Here is a 21,105-nt window from a genome sequence, read left to right as displayed (position 1 = left end):
GATAGCCAAAGAATGATTTTTCTCATGCCGTTTCTGTGACCCGATTGAGCACGGAGCGTAACTTAAGCGGCTTCACCGGTTTGGCGATAAAGCTGAAGCCATTGGCCTGTATCCCCTCCATCATCGCATCCGTACGATCGGCACTGATGATCACCCCGGCAAACCGGTTCCCTAGCCGCAGGCGGCACTGCTGCAGCACTTCCAGCCCGGTGCGACCATCGTCCAGCCGGTAATCGGAGAAAATCACATGCGGTAGCCAGCCGTCCTCCAGCGCTTTGAGGCTGTCGACGATATCGGTCGCGGTTTTCACCTCACAGCCCCAGCGGGCCAGCAGGTTTTCCATCCCGACCAGAATGTCCGGCTCGTTATCGACACACAAAATCCGCAAGTGACTGAGATCTGAATGGCTCTGGCTTGCCGCCGGTGGGACGACCTGAGGCAAGGCCGCTTTGTCTTCCTGATTCAGGGTGATAGAAAAGACACTGCCTTTGCCGTGCCACGAGCGCATCGAGATCTGATGACCAAGCACCTGGGCAATCCCTTTTGATATCGCCAGCCCCAGCCCCAACCCCTGATCGGAGCGCACCTGGGTGCCACGGTTAAACTCCTCGAAGATTTCCAGCTGCTTCTCTGCTTCAATCCCCATGCCGTTATCCCAGACATCAATACGCACCTGCCCATTAATCCGGCGCGCCCCCAGCACCACTTTACCGCTGGGGCTGTAGCGAAACGCATTGGTCAGGAAGTTCTGTACAACCCGACGCAACAACTTGGGATCAGACTGCACCACCAGCGAGGTCGGCACCATGGTAAACGTGATGCCCTGCTGTTTAGCCAGTGCACTGAACTCGGCGTTCAGGTTCGCCAGCACATCATTGAGGGTAAAGGCATGCACATGGATATCCAGCTTGCCGGATTCCAGCCGCGAGATATCCAGCAGATCGCCAATCAAATCTTCGGCCGCACCCAGTGCACTTTCAATATGATTGGCCAGCTTGCGGGTTTCCTTGTCAGCCGCGACCTCAGATAACGACGAGGCAAACAACCGCGCGGCATTGAGCGGCTGCATCAGATCATGGCTTACCGCCGCCAGAAACCGGCTCTTGGATTTGGTCTGCAACTCGGCATGCTGGGTGGCGACCACCAACTGACGGTTGAGGGATTCCAGCTCACTGGTTCGCTGACGCACCCGCTCTTCCAGCGTTTCGTTGGCTTCTTTCAGCGCCTGCTCGGCATTGCGGAACTCCGTGATGTCGGTAAAGCTCATTACGAAGCCACCGCCCGGCATGGGATTCCCCTGCACCTCAATCACCTGGCCATCCTGACGCACCCGCGATGAGGTATGGGCCGTTCCCCGCTTCAGGTGCTCGACCCGTTTGGCGACATGTTTTTCCGGATCGCCGGGCCCGCACAGCCCCAGCTCGGCGTTATGGCGGATCACATCCGCAATCGGCCGCCCGACCTGAATCAACCCGGGTGGAAAGCTGAACAACTCCAGGTAGCGCTGGTTCCAGGCCACCAGCCGCAGCTGTTTATCCACTACCGCGATCCCCTGACTGATATGCTCAATCGCGCCTTGCAGCAGGCCGCGGCTGAAATCAAACAGCTCCGAGGCTTCGTCGACGATGGTCGCCACTTCCTCCAGCTGCATCTTGCGGCCCTGCAGCGCTGAGGTCAGTACCAGCCGTGCTGATGACGCCCCGAACACCCCCGCCAGTACCCGCTCGGTATGGCGGATCAAGGTCGATGGCGCCTGTTGCTGCGGCAGCAGGGATTCATCGTGCTGCTCGCCGTACTGCCGGAACGCATAACGCACCCGCTTACGTCCGACAAACCGCGCCGCCAGCATTTCCAGTTCGGCCACCGTCACCCGGGTCTGGTACAGGCTGGCATCGCCGCTTTCCGGCAACGGTGCCCCGACAAAAGAGGCCGCCTGTAACCGCTCGGTCAGAGACGAGCGGGTCACCAGGGAAACGCCGATATAGAGGATGATGTTCACCACCAGACTCAGCAGCATCCCCCAGTCCACAGTCGAAAGTTCATGCAGAACCGGCAGCGATGGCGGCGTCAGCAGCCACAGCAGCAGGTTGGTATCCGCACTGCCGGCCAGCATGTTGGTCTGCCCCATCATGGTCACCGCCCAGATGGTGATCCCGCCGCACAGCCCGGCGTACACGCCGTTGCGGTTCCCTTCCCGCCAGTAGATGCCGCCCAGCAACGCCGGGGCAAACTGAGCGATAGCAGCAAACGACAGAAAGCCGATCGCCGACAGCGACGGGATAGCGCCCAGAACCTGATAGAACCCCCATGCTGCCAGCAACAACAGGACAATCAGCGCCCGGCGAATATTGAGCAACAATCCGGAAAAGGCCGAGAAGTTACGTCCCGAGATCCGCAAACGGCGCAGCAGCAGCGGCAGCACCAGGTCGTTGGACACCATGATTGCCAGCGCGATGGTCGAGACAATCACCATCCCGCTGGCCGCGGAAGTCCCGCCAAGGAAAGCCAGCAGCGCGATGCTGTCGACCCCTTTTTGCAGCGGCAGATTAATCACATAGGTATCCGCCGCTATGTGCGGTAACAGGGCCTGCCCGGCCAATGAGAGAGGGATAACAAACAGTCCCATCAAGAACAGGTACAGCGGAAACACCCAGCGCGCTTTATGCAGATCCTGCGCCCGTTCATTTTCCACCACCGTGGTGTGAAACTGCCGCGGCAGACAGACAATGGCCGTCATGGTCAGCAGGGTATGAATCAGCAGGCTGCCAATCTGAGGATTGGCCGGTTGCAACAGGTCAGCCGCGGCGCTCCCCAGGTTAGGAATGTCCACCAGCAGGGCGACCGCAAACACCCCGACAATCAGGAACGCCGCCAGTTTGACCAGCGACTCAAAGGCCACCGCCATCATCATGCCGCGGTGGTGCTCGGTGGTATCAATGTGTCGGGTTCCGAACAACACGGTGAACACTGCCAGCGCCCCAGTGACCATCCAGGCGATATCGGATTTACCGGTACCGAGGATCCCCATTTCCTGGCCCAGCCCGGGGGCGACCTGCTCCAGCCCCATGGTGATCCCGCGCAGCTGCAGCGCGATATACGGCAGAATACCGACCACCGCAATCAGGGTCACCAAGACTGCCAGCCCCTGCGATTTGCCGTAGCGGGCCGCGATAAAGTCGGCAATGGAGGTGATATGTTCCCGTTTCGCGATCAGTATCAGCCGCGCCAGAATGCGCCAGCCAAACGTGAAGACGAGAATAGGAGCGATGTAGATCGGCAAGAATGACCAGACATCGTGGCTGGCCTGCCCCACGGTGCCGTAAAACGTCCATGAGGTGCAGTACACCGCAATTGAAAGGCTGTAAATCCACGGTCGCCAGCGCGCCATCCATTGCTTATTCCGATCGCCGTACCAGGCGATCCAGAACAGCAGCACCAGATAAGCCAGCGTCACCGGCACGACAATCCATCCCTGTGCCATGCGTTATCCCTAATCCAGATTGTAGATATAAAAAATGAGAGCCCAGTGTAGCTAAACACCGGGCTCTCACCAATCAGGAGGATCACAGTTCTGGATGGCAACGTCCTGAAGTCACCAGTGAATCAATCAGTTATCCTGAACCAGACTGCGACGGGGCATGTCTTCAATTTTCATGAACAGTGCCGGTACACCCATCAGCGCCATCAGCCAGAAAATATCCGCGCCCCACAAGCCATACAGCCAGCCGCTCAGTGCGGTCATCAGCGCCATAAACGCCCCCATCGGCAAGGCGTTATAGAGTGCCTGCAGGGCCACCATCTGGTTGCTCTGCGCATGCTGGATATAACGGATAGTCGCCAGGTGTGCTGCCGCAAAAGTAATGCCATGCAAGGCCTGAGCCGCAAACAGCACCGGCAGCTCAGTCATGGTTGCCGTCAGTCCCCAGCGAATCATCACCCCCACCGCAGCCAGACGGAACATGTTAGCGACGCTCCAGCCCGCAAACAGGCGCTTACTGATCGCAAACACGGCTACTTCGGCGACCACGCTGAAGCTCCACAGGTAACCGATCACATCTTCGCTGTAGCCCACATCTTTCCAGTAAATGGCACTGAAGCTGTAATACGCCGCATGGCTGCCCTGCAGCAGCGCAATAATCGTCAGGAACTGGATCACTTTCGGGTCACGCAGCATCTGCATCAGCGCCGGGCGCGGCGCATCATGGCTGCCCGGCTCTGACACCGGCAACACGGTCGGCTGACGGACCGTCAGCACCAGCGCGGCGACCAAACCAGCTGCAGCTACCCAGGGAATCACCGCTGGCGAAAATTCAGCGGCCGCTAGCCCCACCACGGTAGAACCAGCGATAAAGGCGATCGAGCCCCATAACCGAGTACGGCCATAATCCAGATGGCCTTCTTTGGCATAGTGATTGGCCAGCGCATCGGACAGCGGTACAATCGGCCCAACCATCATGTTGAAAAGTACAGTGACGATAGTTAGTGCCCACAAACTTCCGCCGCAATAAATATAGGCAACACAGGTTGCCAGCGCCGCCAGACCAAACCAGCGCAGGGCCGGAATCAGGAGCTCCACCTTATGAATGCGCGGGGTGATCACCAGATTGGCCAGACAGCGAACGCCGAAGCCCAGCCCCAGCAGCAAGCCGATATTTGACGCACTGACTTCCAGATACGCCAGCCACAAAGCCCAGAACGGCAGGTAAACACCGTAATTGAAGAAGAAACCAATTAAATATTGGGAGGTCCAGCCAAAAGGGCTACTTCGAAACATGCCATGTCCTATCAAACTAAATAAAGAGCCTGATGTGGCAGTCCTGTCACCGAACTGCCGCTCCAAAAGGCACCTATTATGCCCAGTTAAGCGCATCCTCCCAATGAAATTATTCCACTGATTTCATTTCTCTTTGCGGAAGATCAACCTTATCAGCGCCCCAAGCTAGACTAAAGTCGTCTGGCATCCGCTCGCTTTCCGACAGACACTGCATATATGGTCTGATGCCTGCCTGGAGAGTCTGCATGTCCGATAGCTTTGACACGTCCCTTCCCCCGTTTGATCGCCTGACCCCGGATCAGCAGCACCGGCTGATTGATTCGCTGGATGTCGCCTATTACCGGCATGGTGAAACCCTGATTGAAGCAGGCAGCGCCTGCGATCAGCTGTTCATCATTATCAAGGGCAGTGTCGAGGAAAGCAGCGCCGACGGCAAAGAAGTCTTCGCGCACTACACCACTGATGACATGTTTGATGTCAGGGCGCAGCTGGAGGCGCATTGCCGCCACCGCTACCGGGCACTTGAAGATACCCTCTGCCACCTGCTGCCACGCGACGTATTCCAGGACCTCTACCACCACAACAGCCAGTTTGCGGCCTACTTTGCCACCAGCCTGGCCCGCCGCCAGCAACTGCTGGAAGAAGCCCAGCGCCAGCAGAACCTGGCCGAATTTATTCTGACGAAAGTTGACGATGACAACATTCAGCCTTGCCTGATCCTACCGCGGCACTGCTCGCTGCAGACGGCTACCGAGCAGCTGCAACAGCAACGCTCAGATGCCGCGCTGGTTGAAGCGGGGGACGGGCAGCCCTACGGCATTATTACCCGTACCAACCTGCTCCACGCCGTGATGCTGGAAGGTTATCCGCACGATGCCCCGGTCGGGCAGGTCGCGACCTCGCCGGTGATCAGCGTCAATAAAGGGGATTACCTGTTTAACGCAATGCTGGCGATGACCCGTCACAAGGTCAAACGGGTCTCGGTCGTGGACGGCGACAAACTGGCCGGGATGCTGGATCTCACCCAGGTACTGAGCCTGTTTTCCACCCACTCCCATGTACTGACGCTGCGGATCGCCCGCGCATCGACGATTGAAGAGCTGGCGCTGGCGGCTGGCAGCCAGACCCGCTTGGTGGAAACCCTGTTTAATAACGGCATTCACACCCGGTTTGTAATGGAGCTGATCGCCACGGTAAATGAACAGATTATTGAAAAAGCTTTCCAGCTGGTGGTGCCGCAGGCACTACACAACCATTGTTGCCTGATCGTCATGGGCTCGGAAGGCCGCGGCGAGCAAATCCTGAAAACCGACCAGGACAACGCCCTGATCCTGGCCGACGGGGTCGACTGGCCGGGGCTGGCCGAGGTCATGGAAACCCTGACCCACACCCTGCACCAGCTTGGCTACCCACTGTGCCCGGGCAACGTCATGGTCAACAATCCGAAATGGGTGAAGACGAAAAGTGAGTGGTTACATACCCTGAAAGACTATGCCTTTGAGGGAAATGAGGAAACGATGATGGATTTGGCGATTCTGGCTGACAGCCACGCCGTGGCCGGTAACCGTGAGTTGCTGGCTCCGGTCAAACACCGCCTCCACGAACTGATGGCCGAGCAGGAGCTGCTGCTGGCCACCTTTACCCGCCCGGCCCTACGGTTCAGCGTTCCGCTGTCCCTGTTTGGCAAGCTCAAAGCCAATAAGGACGGGCTCGACATCAAGCAGGGCGGCGTTTTCCCTATCGTCCACGGTATCCGGGCACTGGCGCTGGAAAACGGCATTGAGGCCAACAACACCTTCCTGCGCATCGAACAGCTGGAGGCGCGCAAAGTCCTCGAACCCTCGACCGCCTCCAATCTCAGCGAGGCCCTCAAGCTGTTCATTAAACTGCGTTTGCGGCAGCAACTCGACCAACAGGCCGGTGGCATGCAGCAGCACCTGAAAATCGAACCGCTGAGCCGGGCCGAGCGGGATCTGCTGCGCCACAGCCTGCACGTGGTGAAAAAATTCAAAGAGTGGCTCGGCTATCACTATCAAATCCGGGACTAACCGACGGGAGGCCTGCGCATGAACGTACTAAGACGCTGGTGGTACCGCCATCGGCTGCGACACAGTGAATACCGCGCGCTGTTCGAACGGTATCGCGGCGACGAACTGGTCTCGCTGGACTGTGAAACCACCAGCCTGGATCCGCACAGTGCCGAGCTGGTGACGATTGCCGCCACCCGGATTCGGGCCAACCGGATCCTCACCAGCCAGTCGATTCACCTGACTCTGCGCGCCCCGGCCAGTCTGGATGCCGGCTCCGTGGCTGTCCATCGGATTCGCCATCAGGATCTCAATCAGGGGCTGGATGAGCAGCAGGCGCTGGCCAAGCTACTGGATTTCATCGGTAATCGCCCGCTGGTTGGCTATCACATCCGTTATGACAAGACGATCCTGGACCGCTATTTCCGCCGCCATTATGGCTTTCCGCTGCCCAACAAACTGGTCGAGGTCAGCCATCTGTATCACGAGCAACTGGAGCGCCAGCTGCCCAATGCCTATTTCGATCTGAGCCTGGAAGCGATCAGCCGGCATCTGGATTTACCGGTGATGCCCCGTCACGATGCCCTGCAGGACGCCATTACCGCCGCCTTAATTTATGTTCGTTTAAAACACGGCGATCTGCCGCACCGCTATCTGCCCCACACTCAAACCCACTGAAAAAACAGCGTTTCGGTGACGCCACCCTCTTGTGCCAGCGCAAGTTTTCGACTGTAACGCCCCTGAAAACACGGGGGCAATCCGCATTTTTCACCCTCTCATCCTAAAGTCTAATTGTGGCTGGCAGCGTTCTGTCAGAAGTTAGTTATTACGCAAGGGATATCCTGCATACCGAATTATCCGGTCCGGAACGGACACAGACGGAACACAAGGAGAAGAGAATGAGTGAGGTTCATGTGTATCCAGTAAACCAGAACATCGCTGCCAGCGCCCACGTCACTGACGAACAGTACCGCGAAATGTACCAGCAGTCGGTGATTAATCCGGAAGGTTTCTGGCGCGAGCACGGTAAAATCGTTGACTGGATCAAGCCGTTTAGCAAAGTGAAGAACACCTCGTTCGATACCGGCCATGTCAACATCAAGTGGTTTGAAGACGGTTCGCTGAACGTCTCCGCCAACTGTATTGACCGCCACCTGGCAACCCGCGGCGACCAGCCAGCGATTATCTGGGAAGGTGACAATCCGGCTGATGATGCCATTCTGACTTACAACGAACTGCACGAGCAGGTCTGTAAATTTGCCAACGCACTGAAGAGCCAGGGTGTACGTAAAGGTGACGTGGTTTGCCTGTACATGCCGATGGTTGCGGAAGCCGCCGTGGCAATGCTGGCCTGTACCCGTATCGGTGCGGTTCACACTATCGTGTTCGGCGGTTTCTCTCCGGAAGCCCTGGCCGGCCGTATTACTGATTCCAATGCCAAAGTCGTGGTTACTGCCGATGAAGGCCTGCGTGGCGGCCGTGCCGTTCCGCTGAAGAAAAATGTGGATGATGCCCTGGCGAGCGATGACGTGACCTCTGTTGAGAAAGTCATTGTCTTCAAACGCACCGGCGGCAACATTGAGTGGCACGCTGACCGTGATGTCTGGTGGCACGAAGCGACAGCGGTTGCCTCTGCGCACTGTGAACCGGAAGAGATGAATGCCGAAGATCCGCTGTTCATCCTCTACACCTCTGGCTCCACCGGCAAGCCAAAAGGCGTGTTGCACACAACCGGGGGTTACCTGGTGTATGCCACCATGACCTTCAAGTATGTCTTTGATTACCAGGAAGGCGATGTGTACTGGTGTACAGCCGACGTGGGCTGGATCACGGGTCACAGCTACCTGGTATACGGTCCGCTGGCCAACGGGGCGACGACCCTGCTGTTCGAAGGCGTTCCAAACTACCCGTCCACCAGCCGCATGAGCGAAGTGGTCGACAAACACAACGTCAACATCCTGTACACCGCGCCAACCGCGATCCGCGCCCTGATGGCCAAAGGTGACGAAGCCATTGCCGGCACCAAACGTACCTCGCTGCGCATCATGGGCTCGGTCGGTGAGCCGATTAACCCGGAAGCCTGGGAATGGTACTACCGCACCATCGGTGACAGCCGCTGTCCGATCGTGGATACCTGGTGGCAAACCGAGACCGGCGGCATCCTGATCACGCCACTGCCGGGCGCAACGGCCCTGAAACCGGGCTCGGCAACCCGTCCGTTCTTCGGCGTTCAGCCTGCGCTGGTCGACAACATGGGGAACATTCTCGACGGTGCCAACGAAGGTAACCTGGTGATGATTGACTCCTGGCCGGGACAAATGCGTACCCTGTGGGGTGACCACGAGCGCTTTGAGCAAACCTACTTCTCGACTTTCCAGGGCATGTACTTTACCGGTGACGGTGCCCGTCGTGACGAAGACGGCTACTACTGGATCACTGGCCGGGTGGATGACGTACTGAACATTTCCGGCCACCGTATGGGCACCGCAGAAATCGAATCTGCCCTGGTCGCGTTCGACAAGATTGCCGAAGCCGCGATTGTCGGGGTACCGCATGACATCAAAGGTCAGGCCATTTACGCCTACATTACGCTGAATGACGGGGTGATCCCGAGTGCCGAGCTGCATAAAGAAGTGAAAGAGTGGGTGCGTAAGGAAATCGGGCCGATTGCCACGCCGGACTTCCTGCACTGGACAGATGCCCTGCCGAAAACCCGCTCCGGTAAGATCATGCGTCGTATTCTGCGTAAGATCGCCACCGGTGATACTGCCAGCCTGGGGGATACCTCGACGCTGGCTGACCCAAGCGTGGTGGATAAGCTGATTGCAGAGAAACAAAAAGTGCTGTAATTTGCTGCTAGAAGCACAGAAAAGCCGCCAAACAGGCGGCTTTTTTGATCTACCGCTAAAAGTCACCGGCTCACTCTCGCGAATCCTTGTCTCGCCAGCCAGACTCAATCATAGTGCCTGACGGGCCGTCAGCTGACGCTCCCCGACTCTCCTCTTTGTCGCCAAACAGCGTACACGTGTACAAGAAAAAGTGCGGTGATTAGACCAGTATTTTGCTGCGATTTGCGGTGAATTCTCTATAATTGCTCAGCAAGCATGTTTTGGCAGTATAAATCGGCACGCAAGGAAGCAAGGTTGCAAGTTTTTTGCACGTTGCTAGAGTTAAACCTCTAAAACAAGTGAAATAACGTCAAGATGTCGACCAATCAACGAATTTTATTGATCAATGGCCCTAACCTCAATTTGCTCGGCACCCGTGAACCGGGGCACTACGGCCAGCAAACTCTGGCGGATATTGTGGCTAACCTGACTGCCAAAGCACAAACGCTGGGCGTGACACTCGAGCACATCCAGTCTAACGCGGAGCATGAGCTGATCGAAGCTATCCATCACGCTCAGGATCGCGTCGATTTCGTTATTATCAACCCGGCTGCCTTCACCCATACCAGTGTGGCCATCCGGGATGCCCTGCTGGGTGTTGCCCTGCCGTTTATCGAGGTGCACCTGTCTAACGTTCACGCCCGTGAGCCGTTCCGCAGCCACTCTTACTTCTCCGATAAAGCAGTAGGCGTGATTTGCGGACTGGGCGCAGACGGATACGAATTTGCCCTGCAGGCAGCAGTACGCCGCCTTAACGCCGGCGACTGATCATGATTTTTGCCCTGTGAGCAATGCCGGACATTGCCTTACAGCCGCCCACTGAACATCAAAAGAGAAAGATAAATGGATATTCGTAAAATCAAAAAACTGATTGAGCTAGTTGAAGAGTCTGGTATTGCTGAGCTGGAAATCTCTGAAGGTGAAGAATCCGTACGCATCAGCCGTGCGACTGCCGCTGCCCCTGCGCCTACTCACGTTTACGCAGCTGCACCAATGGGCGCGCCTATTGCCGCTCCAGCACCAGTTGCAGCACCAGCTCCTGCCGCTGAGCCGCACGTAACGACCACTCCGTCGACGCCAGCTGGCCATCAGGTTCTGTCACCAATGGTAGGTACGTTCTACCGTGCGCCAAGCCCAGACGCGAAAGCTTTTGTGGAAATTGGTCAGTCTGTAAACGTGGGCGATACCCTGTGCATCGTTGAAGCGATGAAGATGATGAACCAAATCGAATCAGACAAAGCCGGTACGGTTGTAGCTATTCTGGCTGAAGACGGTGACGCCGTTGAGTTTGACCAGCCTCTCGTTATCATCGAGTAACCGGGGCGCGATATGTTAGATAAAATTGTTATCGCCAACCGTGGCGAAATTGCCCTTCGCATCCTGCGAGCCTGCAAGGAGCTGGGCATCAAAACTGTGGCGGTTCACTCCACCGCAGACCGCGATCTGAAACACGTACTGCTGGCAGACGAGTCAGTGTGTATTGGTCCGGCACAAAGCACCGAAAGCTACCTGAATATTCCTCGCATCATCAGTGCTGCGGAAATTACCGGGGCGGTTGCGATTCACCCGGGCTACGGCTTCCTGTCTGAAAATGCTGACTTTGCTGAGCAAGTCGAGCGTTCAGGCTTTATCTTTGTTGGCCCGAAAGCGGACACTATCCGCATGATGGGTGACAAAGTTTCCGCCATCAGCTCCATGAAGAAAGCCGGTGTACCTTGTGTACCGGGTTCTGACGGCCCGCTGGGTGACGACGAAGCCAAAAACCGTGCCTGTGCTAAGCGCATCGGCTACCCAGTGATCATCAAAGCCTCTGGTGGTGGCGGCGGCCGCGGTATGCGTGTTGTGCGTGCAGAATCGGATCTGGTAGAAGCAATTGCCATGACCCGCGCCGAAGCAAAAGCAGCCTTCAACAACGACATGGTTTACATGGAGAAATTCCTGGAAAACCCACGTCACATTGAAGTACAGGTGCTGGCCGACGGCCAGGGCGGCGCGATCCACCTGGGTGAGCGTGACTGTTCGATGCAGCGTCGTCACCAGAAAGTTGTGGAAGAAGCACCAGCACCGGGTATCACGGAAGAGATGCGTAAGTACATCGGTGAGCGTTGTACCCGTGCGTGTGTTGAAATCGGTTACCGCGGCGCAGGTACGTTCGAGTTCCTGTACGAAAACGGTGAGTTCTACTTCATTGAAATGAACACCCGTATTCAGGTTGAGCACCCAGTTACAGAAATGGTAACCGGCATTGACCTGATCAAAGAGCAGCTGCGTATTGCGGCAGGCCAGCCACTGTCTTTCACTCAGGATGACATCAAGCTGCGCGGCCACGCTATCGAGTGTCGTATTAACGCTGAAGACCCAGTTCGCTTCCTGCCGTCTCCGGGTAAAATCCAGCGTTTCCACTCACCGGGCGGCATGGGCGTTCGTTGGGAATCACACATCTACACCGGCTACAGTGTTCCGCCTTACTACGATTCAATGATCGGTAAGCTGATCACTTACGGTGAGAACCGTGACGTGGCCATTGCCCGCATGAAGAATGCGCTGGGTGAGATGATCATCGACGGCATCAAAACCAACGTTCCGCTGCAACAAGACATTATGGCGGACGAAAACTTCCAGCACGGTGGCGCTAACATCCACTACCTGGAGAAGAAGCTGGGTCTTCAATAAACCCACGCTGAACGCTGACATTAAGGCTGCCTCTGGCAGCCTTTTTTCTTCGCACCGACCAGCCACAGCGGTGATGAAAACAGCAATCACCACGCGGCACTTGGCATGCCCCGCCAAGTTTTGCCACAATAGCCCCCTTTGTTTTTGTATGAAACGTGAGCAGACACGCTGTATCGCTGCCACTTACCGTCTGCTTATCAATGGATAATTAACGCCATGAAAACGCTCTCAGCGCGCTATCGCCAGGCCCACAAAGAAGCCAAATGGGCTCTCGGACTGGCACTGGCTTATTTCGTCTGGTGGTACTGCACCGCCTATGGTTTTGCCCCGGCCAGCACTGACACCACCATGCCGACCCTTTACTGGGGCTTTCCTCTCTGGTTCCTGCTGGCCTGTATTATCGGCCCTGTGATTTTTACCCTGCTTTGCGCCCTCATGGTGAAATTCCTGTACCGGGACATGCCGCTCGACGCCGAACAGGAGACCCCGCATGAATAGCCAGCTGCTTATCCCTCTTGCTCTGTACCTTTTGGCTGTTTTTGCTCTGGCGCTCTATAGCCGCCGCCACCGCAGCAACGGTAAAGGCTTTCTCAACGAATACCTGGTCGGCAACCGCAGTATGGGCGGTTTTGTGCTGGCGATGACCCTGGCCGCAACCTATGCCAGCGCCAGCTCCTTTATCGGTGGCCCGGGCGCAGCCTACAAAATGGGCCTGGGCTGGGTACTGCTGGCGATGATCCAGCTGCCAGCCGCCTGGCTGACACTCGGGGTACTGGGCAAGAAGTTCGCGATTGAAGCGCGCCGCCACAACGCCCTGACCCTGAACGACATTCTTTATGCCCGTTATAAAAACCGCGGGGTCGTGATCCTTGCCTCCCTGGCGCTGCTGCTGGCCTTTTTCGGCACTATGGTGGTGCAGTTTGTCGGGGGAGCGCGCCTGCTGCAAACTGTCACCGGCCTGTCTTACCAGCACGGGCTAATGCTGTTTGCCGTCACCGTCGGCCTGTATACCACCATTGGCGGCTTTCGCGCCGTGGTCATGACTGACACCGTGCAGGGCATCATGATGATCATCGGTACCATTGCCCTGCTGGCCGGTATCGTCCACGCCGGTGGCAGCATCGGCGAGATGATGGGCGAACTGCACCGCATCGACCCGGCGCTGGTCACGCCGTACGGCCCTGATCATTTCCTCAGCCAGCCATTTATGCTCAGCTTCTGGGTACTGGTCTGTTTCGGGGTGATTGGCCTGCCGCACGCCGCAGTACGCTGCATGTCGTATAAGTCCAGCGCATCGCTGCACAGCGGCATGGTGATCAGCACCATCATGGTGGCCTTCCTGATGCTGGGGATGCACCTGGCCGGCGCGCTGGGACGCGCTATCGTCCCGGATATTGCCAGCCCGGATCAGATCATGCCGACCCTGATGATGACGGTACTGCCGCCAGTGGTGGCCGGGGTCTTCCTTGCCGGGCCGATGGCCGCCATTATGTCGACCATCGACTCCCAGTTGATTCAGGCGTCAGCCACCCTGCTCAAAGATCTGTACCTCAATTACATCAACCCCAAAGCCGCAGAAGGACCGGAAGCCGAACGCCGCCTACCGAAGCTGTCACTGTGGGTAACGGGGATCTTTTCCGCACTGGTGTTTGTCGCGGCGACCAATCCGCCGGACATGATCATCTGGCTTAACCTGCTGGCCTTTGGCGGCATGCAGGCCGTGTTCCTGTGGCCGCTGGTACTGGGCCTGTACTGGAAGCGCGCGTCAGCCACCGGCGCCTTCGCCTCGATGAGCAGCGGTCTGGTGTGCTACATCGCCCTGTCAGTGATCAAGCCGGATCTGGGCGGGATCCACATCATCGTGCCGACCCTGGCGCTGAGCCTTGTCGCTTTCGTGATCGGCAGCCTGACCCGCCCGGTACCGGTTCAGGTACCGCAGCAGGTCTGACCCGCCAACCATTCCCTCTCTCAGATAGCACCTTCGGGTGCTATCTTTCTATCAACGGCCCGCCCCGGCCGTCGGGCGAGTCACTGCATGTACCTACTGCCTAAAATTCATGCTAGACTCCGCATCCTTGAACCGTAGCTAATGAAAAGCGAATTAACCATGCCTTGGATTCAAATCAAACTGAACGCGACGGCAGACAATGCTGAAGCCATCGGCGACATGCTGATGGAAGAGACCGGTGCGGTCTCTGTCACTTTCCTGGACGCTCAGGACACGCCGGTTTTCGAACCGCTGCCGGGAGAAACCCGCCTGTGGGGTGATACTGACGTTGTTGGCCTGTACGATGCCGAAACGGACATGAACTTCGTCCTGGAGATGCTGAAGAACAGCCCGCTGATCGCCGACGACTTTGCCTACAAAGTTGAGCAGCTGGAAGACAAGGACTGGGAACGTGAGTGGATGGAGAACTTCCACCCAATGCGTTTTGGCCGCCGCCTGTGGATTTGTCCGAGCTGGCGCGAAGCCCCTGAGCCGGATGCCGTAAACGTCATGCTGGATCCGGGCCTGGCGTTCGGGACCGGAACCCACCCAACCACGTCACTGTGTCTGGAATGGCTTGACGGCCAGGACCTAGCAGGTAAAACCGTGATCGATTTCGGTTGTGGCTCCGGCATTCTGGCCATCGCTGCGCTGAAACTGGGCGCGGAGAAAGTCATCGGTATCGATATCGACCCACAGGCGATCCTGGCGTCGCGTGACAACGCAGAGCGCAACGGCGTAGCTGACAAACTGGAACTGTTCCTGCCGCAGGATCAGCCGGAAGGTCTGACGGCTGACGTCGTGGTTGCCAACATTCTGGCTGGCCCACTGCGTGAACTGTCACCGGTCATTAAGAGCCTGGTGAAAGACAACGGCCTGCTGGCAATCTCCGGTGTGCTGGAAACTCAGGCGGAAGACGTTGCCAGTTTCTACAGCGATGAGATTCGTCTAGATCCGATTGCTGCCCGAGAAGAATGGTGCCGTATCGCAGGCCAGAAAGCCTGATCGCGCCCAACCGCTGCTCTGGTTATAAAACGGTCAATTGATTGAAAAGCAAACGGTTTTGTAATTCAAAAACTAAATGCTCAATTATTGGCCTTTTCAGACAGCGAAAAAATGCGTAAAATGCGCGCCCTTACTGGCAGTGTCGGGAACAGACGTTTGAAGATCGGTCCTTATCAACTTAAAAACCAATTGATAGTAGCCCCAATGGCAGGCGTCACCGATCGTCCGTTCCGTGAACTGTGTCTGCGCTACGGCGCCGGCATGGCCGTCAGTGAAATGATGTCATCCAATCCTGACCTGTGGAAAACCGCCAAGTCTCAGAACCGTATGGTGCATGAAGGCGAATCGGGAATCCGCTCGGTACAGATCGCAGGCTCCGACCCTCAGCTGATGGCTGAAGCGGCACAGTTCAGTGTCGAAAACGGTGCCCAGATCATCGACATTAACATGGGTTGTCCGGCCAAGAAGGTGAACAAGCGCCTGGCAGGTTCAGCCCTGCTGCAGTACCCGACGCTGATCGAAGAGATTCTTCGCAGCGTGGTGGATGCAGTGGATGTCCCGGTGACACTGAAGACCCGTACCGGATGGGATTTGGATAACCGCAACTGTATCGACATTGCCAAACTCGCCGAGCAATGCGGCATTCAGGCGCTGGCCCTGCACGGCCGCACCAAAGCCTGTATGTACAAAGGCGAAGCAGAATACGATTACATCAAGGCAGTGAAAAAAGCGATCTCGATTCCGGTGATTGCGAACGGTGATATCGATTCACCGGAAAAGGCACGCTTTGTACTGGATTACACCGGTGCCGATGCTTTGATGATTGGTCGCCCAGCGCAGGGCCGACCATGGATTTTCCGTGAAATCCATCATTATTTAACAACTGGCGAACACTTGTCGGCTCCATCTATGGATGAAGTCAGCGAGATTATGTTGGGTCATGTCCAGGAGCTACACCGTTTCTACGGCGAATACCTGGGTTTGCGTATCGCGCGCAAGCATGTGTCTTGGTACCTGAAAGAGCATGCCCCAGCTGGTGATTTCCGCCAGACCTTCAACGCAATCGAGAATGCTGAACAGCAGATCGATGCGCTGCAAGGCTACTTCGAAAACGTTGCATAAATACGAGAAGAGCTTACAGAATATGTTCGAACAAAATCTGACTTCCGAAGCACTAACAGTTACTACTGTAACTTCACAGGACCAAATCACACAGAAGCCACTTCGTGACTCTGTCAAAGCGTCACTGAAAAACTACCTGGCTCAACTAAACGGTCAGGAAGTCGATGATCTGTACGAGCTAGTGCTTGCTGAAGTTGAGCAGCCACTGCTGGACACTATCATGCAGTACACCCGTGGTAACCAGACTCGTGCAGCAACAATGATGGGTATCAACCGCGGTACACTTCGTAAGAAGCTGAAGAAATACGGCATGAACTAATTCCGCTGGAATTAGCCCGCGTATTTTCAGGCCTACATCTCAGATGTAGGCCTTTTTGTTTCTTAGGGGGTACTGACCGTTAGAGGTAGTCACACAGATAAGCCGTTTCTTTCTCGACTTTGACATGGAAAGAGGCATCGCCCGGGACTTCGAAATCATCACCGGGATAGTAAGTTTCCCAGTCAATATGACCCGGCAACTTAACGGTCATGGCCCCTTTGACTACCGTCATGCGCTCCGGCGCCGCGGTCGCAAACGTATATTCACCCGGCAACATCACACCAACACTGGCACGCTCACCGCCGCTTTCAAACCCGATAGACTTTACCTGGCCTTCAAAATATTCATTCACGTTCAACATGATATTCCTTATCTTTAACTCCTGATGTCCTTCGAAGCTAACACAGTTCAGTCCATTCCCCCAACAAAATTTCCTTCTGCCTGAGGGCAAATATTCTGCTCCTCAAATGTGCCTGGCATCAGAGGAGTCCCGCTGCGCTATATCAGCCATTTCCCTGTTCGTCAGCGGCCAGCGCCTCGAGGATGGAGCAGTGGCTGGCATCATCATCCACGTGGCCACAACAGGCATCGTTAATTTTCTTCAAAGCCGTGCGTATCCGGCGCAGTTCCGCCATTTTCTTGTCCACCTCATCCAGCTTGGCCTGAGTAATGGCCTTAACCTCCGCGCAGCTGTGCTGGCAGGCTTCCAGCCGGATATCCAACAGCTCCCGGATCTCGTCCAGGCTTAACCCAATCGCCTTGGCGCGCAAAATAAACCGGATGCGGGACAGGTCATCCTCGCTATACAGCCGGTAGCCTTTCTCGCTGCGTCCGGATGGCACCAGCAGGCCGTTCTTCTCATAAAATCGCAATGTGTCACTGCTGACCGCACAACGCTTTGCCAGCTGACCAATCAAATACATAAAACCCGATTCCCTGTATCTCGCCCGAAAACGAAAAAGCAAACGTTTGCGCAGCGGTAGAATTCATGTAGAATATGCCGCGTTTACCGCTTGAATCTGTTGTTCGGGCATACCCCGCTCTCCCGATTCTAGCCGAGGGTATTTACCAAAAGCCAGCCGCAACCGCCCGATGGCTTTTGGCAAATATTCCCCGTGTATGCAAAAGAGATGGTCGCAATGGAAAACGCACGTCCTATCCGCCGCGCGCTGATTAGCGTATCTGATAAAACTGGTATTGTTGAATTCGCTCAGGCGCTTGCCGAGCGTGGCGTCGACATTCTGTCCACCGGTGGTACTGCCCGCCTGCTGGCTGAACAAGGTATCAAGGTAACTGAAGTGTCGGATCATACCGGCTTCCCGGAAATGATGGACGGCCGAGTGAAAACCCTGCATCCAAAGATTCACGGTGGTGTACTGGGACGTCGCGGCACGGATGATGCCGTCATGGCAGAGCATGACATTGCCCCGATTGATATGGTCGTGGTGAACCTGTACCCGTTTGCCGCCACCGTGGCCAAGCCGGACTGTACCCTGGAAGACGCCGTGGAAAACATCGATATCGGCGGCCCGACCATGGTGCGCTCCGCAGCGAAAAACCACAAAGACGTCACCATCATCGTTAATGCCCACGACTATGACCGCGTCCTCACTGAAATGGCAGCCAACCATGGCTCGCTGACTCACGCGACCCGCTTTGACCTGGCGATTGCAGCCTTTGAGCACACTGCCGCTTATGACGGCATGATTGCCAACTACTTCGGTACCATGGTGCCTTCTTACGGCGACCCAACTCTTTATCAAGAAGGAGATGCGGAGTCAAAATTCCCGCGTACCTTCAACCAGCAGTTCGAGAAGAAGCAGGACATGCGCTACGGTGAAAACAGCCATCAGGCGGCTGCATTCTATGTCGAGAAGCATCCGGAAGAAGCGTCAGTCGCCACTGCCCACCAGATTCAGGGTAAAGCGCTGTCTTACAACAATATCGCAGATACTGATGCCGCCCTGGAATGCGTGAAAGAATTCGACCAGCCGGCCTGTGTGATCGTCAAGCACGCGAACCCATGCGGCGTGGCTCTGGGCGACGATATTCTGGAAGCGTACAACCGCGCGTACCAGACAGACCCGACTTCCGCCTTTGGTGGCATTATCGCCTTCAACCGCGAGCTGGATGCCGCCACGGCCCAGGCCATCATCGACCGCCAGTTTGTGGAAGTGATCATTGCCCCTCGCGTCTCCGCACAAGCTGCACAAGTGGTTGCCGCCAAACAGAACGTTCGCCTGCTGGAATGCGGCGAGTGGTCTGGCAAGACCACCGGCTATGACATGAAACGTGTTAACGGTGGCCTGCTGGTACAGGACCGTGATCAGGGTATGGTCGGCCTGGACGACCTGAAAGTAGTGTCCCAGCGCCAGCCTAGCGACGAAGAGTTACGTGATGCCCTGTTCTGCTGGAAAGTAGCTAAATACGTGAAATCCAACGCCATTGTCTACGCCAAAGGCAACATGACAATCGGTGTCGGTGCCGGCCAGATGAGCCGCGTTTACTCCGCGAAAATTGCCGGCATCAAAGCCGCAGATGAAAATCTGGAAGTTGCGGGCAGCGTAATGGCCTCCGATGCCTTCTTCCCGTTCCGCGACGGTATCGACGCGGCGGCGGAAGCCGGTATCACCTGCGTGATTCAGCCAGGCGGTTCAATGCGTGATGAAGAAGTAATTGCCGCAGCCGACGAACACGGCATGGCGATGGTATTCACTGGCATGCGCCACTTCCGTCACTAAGCACCTGAATTCACACCCAGGCCCGATTGCCGCGGCCTGGGTGTTATTCGTTTAATTTTGTACATCAAGCGTATCGTCCCTGGTGTACCTCCATCAGCAAGCGAATTGAGCCAGACCAGGATTGCAAGAACCAGGAAAAACGCGGAGTTTACGCTAGTAAATGAGCATTTTTGACGCCGTTATTGTGATTCTGGCGACGCGATAAAGAGCGACAGGAGAAAGAGTTACATGAAAGTTCTGATCATTGGTAATGGTGGCCGCGAACACGCACTGGGCTGGAAAGCCGCACAAAACCCCGCGGTGGAAACCGTGTTTGTTGCACCGGGCAACGCAGGGACAGCGCTAGAGCCTAAACTACAAAATGTAGCGATTGGCGTTGAAGATATCGCTGGCCTGGTCAATTTTGCCCGCGAAAACGACGTGGCGCTGACTATTGTCGGTCCGGAAGCCCCGTTGGTTATTGGTGTGGTAGATGCCTTCCGTGAAGCTGGCCTGCCAATCTTTGGGCCTACGCAGGCCGCAGCCCAGCTGGAGGGTTCAAAAGCCTTCACCAAGGATTTCCTTGCCCGCCACCAGATCCCAACGGCGGAATACCAGAACTTTACGGAGATTGAGCCGGCACTGGCCTACCTGCGTGAAAAAGGCGCGCCTATCGTGGTGAAAGCGGACGGTCTGGCGGCCGGTAAAGGCGTTATCGTGGCGATGACGCTGGAAGAAGCAGAAGAGGCAGTACGTGACATGCTGGCCGGTAATGCTTTCGGCGAAGCCGGTCACCGAGTGGTCATTGAAGAATTTCTGGATGGCGAGGAAGCCAGCTTCATCGTGATGGTCGACGGCAAGAACGTACTGCCGATGGCTACCAGCCAGGATCATAAGCGTGTCGGCAATGGCGATACCGGCCCGAACACTGGCGGCATGGGCGCTTACTCTCCGGCACCGGTAGTGACCGCAGCGATCCACCAGCGCGTGATGGATGAAGTGATCTACCCGACCGTACGCGGTATGGCCGCGGAAGGAGCCCCATATACCGGCTTCCTGTACGCAGGCCTGATGATCATGGCCGACGGCACGCCGAAAGTCATTGAATACAACTGCCGCTTCGGCGATCCGGAAACCCAGCCAATCATGCTGCGCATGCAGTCCGATTTGGTGGAACTGTGCCAGGCCGCGATTGACGGCAAGCTGGATACGGCGGAATCCCGTTGGGATCCACGCGCCTCTGTCGGTATCGTGCTGGCAGCCGGTGGCTACCCGGCAGACTACAACAAAGGCGATATCATCAGCGGTCTGCCGCAGCAGGATGTTGAGGGCGAGAAAGTCTTCCAGGCCGGTACAACAGAGAAAGACGGCCATGTGGTAACCAATGGCGGCCGTGTGTTGTGTGCAACCGCCATGGGCGCGACAGTGTCTGACGCTCAGCAGCGTGCCTACCAACTAGCAAAACAAATCAGCTGGAATGGCATGTTCTTCCGTGATGACATTGGCTACCGGGCAATTGCCCGTGAGCAGGAAGCCTGATCAAACAGGCACCAGAGCCCCTTCCGCGGCTGGCCTCTGTGCTCAAACCAT

17 protein-coding genes are annotated in these 21,105 nt (G+C 56.4%); 13 read left to right on the top strand and 4 right to left on the bottom strand.

Annotated elements, in window-relative coordinates:
• Positions 1 to 22: 22 nt before the first annotated feature.
• Both PGW97_RS01005 and PGW97_RS01000 read right to left on the bottom strand, forming a co-directional pair.
• Positions 23 to 3,481 (bottom strand): PAS domain-containing hybrid sensor histidine kinase/response regulator, encoded by a 3,459-nt coding sequence (locus PGW97_RS01005; RefSeq protein WP_273858227.1) that lies wholly within the window; start codon positions 3,479 to 3,481, stop codon positions 23 to 25.
• A gap of 126 nt (positions 3,482 to 3,607) precedes the next feature.
• Positions 3,608 to 4,774 carry a 3-phenylpropionate MFS transporter gene (locus PGW97_RS01000; protein ID WP_273858226.1) on the bottom strand — a complete coding sequence of 389 codons (1,167 nt, stop codon included), beginning with the start codon at positions 4,772 to 4,774 and terminating at the stop codon, positions 3,608 to 3,610.
• Between the two features lie 245 nt (positions 4,775 to 5,019).
• Here PGW97_RS01000 and PGW97_RS00995 point away from each other — a divergent pair, with 245 nt between their 5' ends.
• From PGW97_RS00995 to fis, 11 genes are all read left to right on the top strand, one after another.
• Positions 5,020 to 6,822, top strand: a complete 1,803-nt coding sequence (locus tag PGW97_RS00995) for a DUF294 nucleotidyltransferase-like domain-containing protein (RefSeq protein ID WP_273858225.1) — start codon at positions 5,020 to 5,022, stop codon at positions 6,820 to 6,822.
• 18 nt (positions 6,823 to 6,840) lie between these two features.
• Positions 6,841 to 7,479, top strand: a complete 639-nt coding sequence (locus PGW97_RS00990; protein ID WP_047885266.1) for a 3'-5' exonuclease — start codon at positions 6,841 to 6,843, stop codon at positions 7,477 to 7,479.
• A gap of 221 nt (positions 7,480 to 7,700) precedes the next feature.
• Positions 7,701 to 9,650, top strand: coding sequence for an acetate--CoA ligase (gene acs / locus PGW97_RS00985; protein WP_217393439.1), 1,950 nt, complete (start codon positions 7,701 to 7,703; stop codon positions 9,648 to 9,650).
• A gap of 354 nt (positions 9,651 to 10,004) precedes the next feature.
• Positions 10,005 to 10,457: a type II 3-dehydroquinate dehydratase gene (aroQ, locus tag PGW97_RS00980; RefSeq protein ID WP_047885268.1), complete on the top strand. Its 453-nt coding sequence runs from the start codon at positions 10,005 to 10,007 to the stop codon at positions 10,455 to 10,457.
• Positions 10,458 to 10,532: 75 nt separating this feature from the next.
• A complete protein-coding gene (accB, locus tag PGW97_RS00975) occupies positions 10,533 to 11,006 on the top strand; it encodes an acetyl-CoA carboxylase biotin carboxyl carrier protein (protein WP_047885269.1) in 474 nt (157 codons plus the stop codon).
• Between the two features lie 12 nt (positions 11,007 to 11,018).
• A complete protein-coding gene (gene accC, locus PGW97_RS00970) occupies positions 11,019 to 12,362 on the top strand; it encodes an acetyl-CoA carboxylase biotin carboxylase subunit (protein WP_047885270.1) in 1,344 nt (447 codons plus the stop codon).
• 216 nt (positions 12,363 to 12,578) lie between these two features.
• Positions 12,579 to 12,860: a YhdT family protein gene (locus PGW97_RS00965; RefSeq protein WP_047885271.1), complete on the top strand. Its 282-nt coding sequence runs from the start codon at positions 12,579 to 12,581 to the stop codon at positions 12,858 to 12,860.
• Positions 12,853 to 14,310: a sodium/pantothenate symporter gene (gene panF / locus PGW97_RS00960; RefSeq protein WP_047885272.1), complete on the top strand. Its 1,458-nt coding sequence runs from the start codon at positions 12,853 to 12,855 to the stop codon at positions 14,308 to 14,310. Before PGW97_RS00965 ends, panF begins: the two co-directional genes overlap by 8 nt.
• A 159-nt stretch (positions 14,311 to 14,469) precedes the next feature.
• The gene (prmA, locus tag PGW97_RS00955; protein ID WP_047885303.1) at positions 14,470 to 15,354 is read left to right on the top strand and encodes a 50S ribosomal protein L11 methyltransferase; all 885 of its coding nucleotides are present in this window, start codon (positions 14,470 to 14,472) and stop codon (positions 15,352 to 15,354) included.
• A gap of 156 nt (positions 15,355 to 15,510) precedes the next feature.
• Entirely contained in the window at positions 15,511 to 16,476 is a 966-nt protein-coding gene (gene dusB / locus PGW97_RS00950) for a tRNA dihydrouridine synthase DusB (RefSeq protein WP_047885304.1), read from the top strand.
• 22 nt (positions 16,477 to 16,498) lie between these two features.
• Positions 16,499 to 16,795: a DNA-binding transcriptional regulator Fis gene (gene fis / locus PGW97_RS00945; protein ID WP_005372656.1), complete on the top strand. Its 297-nt coding sequence runs from the start codon at positions 16,499 to 16,501 to the stop codon at positions 16,793 to 16,795.
• Between the two features lie 79 nt (positions 16,796 to 16,874).
• Here fis and ppnP read toward each other — a convergent pair whose 3' ends face one another.
• Positions 16,875 to 17,156 carry a pyrimidine/purine nucleoside phosphorylase gene (gene ppnP, locus PGW97_RS00940; protein ID WP_047885278.1) on the bottom strand — a complete coding sequence of 94 codons (282 nt, stop codon included), beginning with the start codon at positions 17,154 to 17,156 and terminating at the stop codon, positions 16,875 to 16,877.
• Positions 17,157 to 17,298: 142 nt separating this feature from the next.
• Positions 17,299 to 17,718, bottom strand: coding sequence for a Zn(2+)-responsive transcriptional regulator (gene zntR, locus PGW97_RS00935; RefSeq protein WP_207103379.1), 420 nt, complete (start codon positions 17,716 to 17,718; stop codon positions 17,299 to 17,301).
• A gap of 216 nt (positions 17,719 to 17,934) precedes the next feature.
• Between zntR and purH the strand changes: the two genes are divergently transcribed.
• Together purH and purD are read left to right on the top strand one after the other, a co-directional pair.
• Positions 17,935 to 19,536: a bifunctional phosphoribosylaminoimidazolecarboxamide formyltransferase/IMP cyclohydrolase gene (purH, locus tag PGW97_RS00930; RefSeq protein ID WP_273858157.1), complete on the top strand. Its 1,602-nt coding sequence runs from the start codon at positions 17,935 to 17,937 to the stop codon at positions 19,534 to 19,536.
• A gap of 228 nt (positions 19,537 to 19,764) precedes the next feature.
• On the top strand, positions 19,765 to 21,054 hold the full coding sequence (gene purD / locus PGW97_RS00925) for a phosphoribosylamine--glycine ligase (protein WP_047885281.1): 1,290 nt from the start codon (positions 19,765 to 19,767) through the stop codon (positions 21,052 to 21,054).
• The last annotated feature ends 51 nt before the right edge of the window (positions 21,055 to 21,105 follow it).

Origin of the sequence: Photobacterium sp. GSS17, assembly GCF_028621875.1 — a bacterium.
GTDB lineage: Bacteria > Pseudomonadota > Gammaproteobacteria > Enterobacterales > Vibrionaceae > Photobacterium > Photobacterium ganghwense.
This window is presented reverse-complemented; position numbering and strand designations above follow the sequence as displayed.

What these genes read in the sequence shown, in the direction of transcription:
- PGW97_RS01005 (WP_273858227.1), bottom strand. Translation starts at nt 3,481, where the DNA reads ATGGCACAGGGATGGATTGTCGTGCCGGTGACGCTGGCTTATCTGGTG.
- PGW97_RS01000 (WP_273858226.1), bottom strand. Translation starts at nt 4,774, where the DNA reads ATGTTTCGAAGTAGCCCTTTTGGCTGGACCTCCCAATATTTAATTGGT.
- PGW97_RS00995 (WP_273858225.1), top strand. Translation starts at nt 5,020, where the DNA reads ATGTCCGATAGCTTTGACACGTCCCTTCCCCCGTTTGATCGCCTGACC.
- PGW97_RS00990 (WP_047885266.1), top strand. Translation starts at nt 6,841, where the DNA reads ATGAACGTACTAAGACGCTGGTGGTACCGCCATCGGCTGCGACACAGT.
- acs (WP_217393439.1), top strand. Translation starts at nt 7,701, where the DNA reads ATGAGTGAGGTTCATGTGTATCCAGTAAACCAGAACATCGCTGCCAGC.
- aroQ (WP_047885268.1), top strand. Translation starts at nt 10,005, where the DNA reads ATGTCGACCAATCAACGAATTTTATTGATCAATGGCCCTAACCTCAAT.
- accB (WP_047885269.1), top strand. Translation starts at nt 10,533, where the DNA reads ATGGATATTCGTAAAATCAAAAAACTGATTGAGCTAGTTGAAGAGTCT.
- accC (WP_047885270.1), top strand. Translation starts at nt 11,019, where the DNA reads ATGTTAGATAAAATTGTTATCGCCAACCGTGGCGAAATTGCCCTTCGC.
- PGW97_RS00965 (WP_047885271.1), top strand. Translation starts at nt 12,579, where the DNA reads ATGAAAACGCTCTCAGCGCGCTATCGCCAGGCCCACAAAGAAGCCAAA.
- panF (WP_047885272.1), top strand. Translation starts at nt 12,853, where the DNA reads ATGAATAGCCAGCTGCTTATCCCTCTTGCTCTGTACCTTTTGGCTGTT.
- prmA (WP_047885303.1), top strand. Translation starts at nt 14,470, where the DNA reads ATGCCTTGGATTCAAATCAAACTGAACGCGACGGCAGACAATGCTGAA.
- fis (WP_005372656.1), top strand. Translation starts at nt 16,499, where the DNA reads ATGTTCGAACAAAATCTGACTTCCGAAGCACTAACAGTTACTACTGTA.
- ppnP (WP_047885278.1), bottom strand. Translation starts at nt 17,156, where the DNA reads ATGTTGAACGTGAATGAATATTTTGAAGGCCAGGTAAAGTCTATCGGG.
- zntR (WP_207103379.1), bottom strand. Translation starts at nt 17,718, where the DNA reads ATGTATTTGATTGGTCAGCTGGCAAAGCGTTGTGCGGTCAGCAGTGAC.
- purH (WP_273858157.1), top strand. Translation starts at nt 17,935, where the DNA reads ATGGAAAACGCACGTCCTATCCGCCGCGCGCTGATTAGCGTATCTGAT.
- purD (WP_047885281.1), top strand. Translation starts at nt 19,765, where the DNA reads ATGAAAGTTCTGATCATTGGTAATGGTGGCCGCGAACACGCACTGGGC.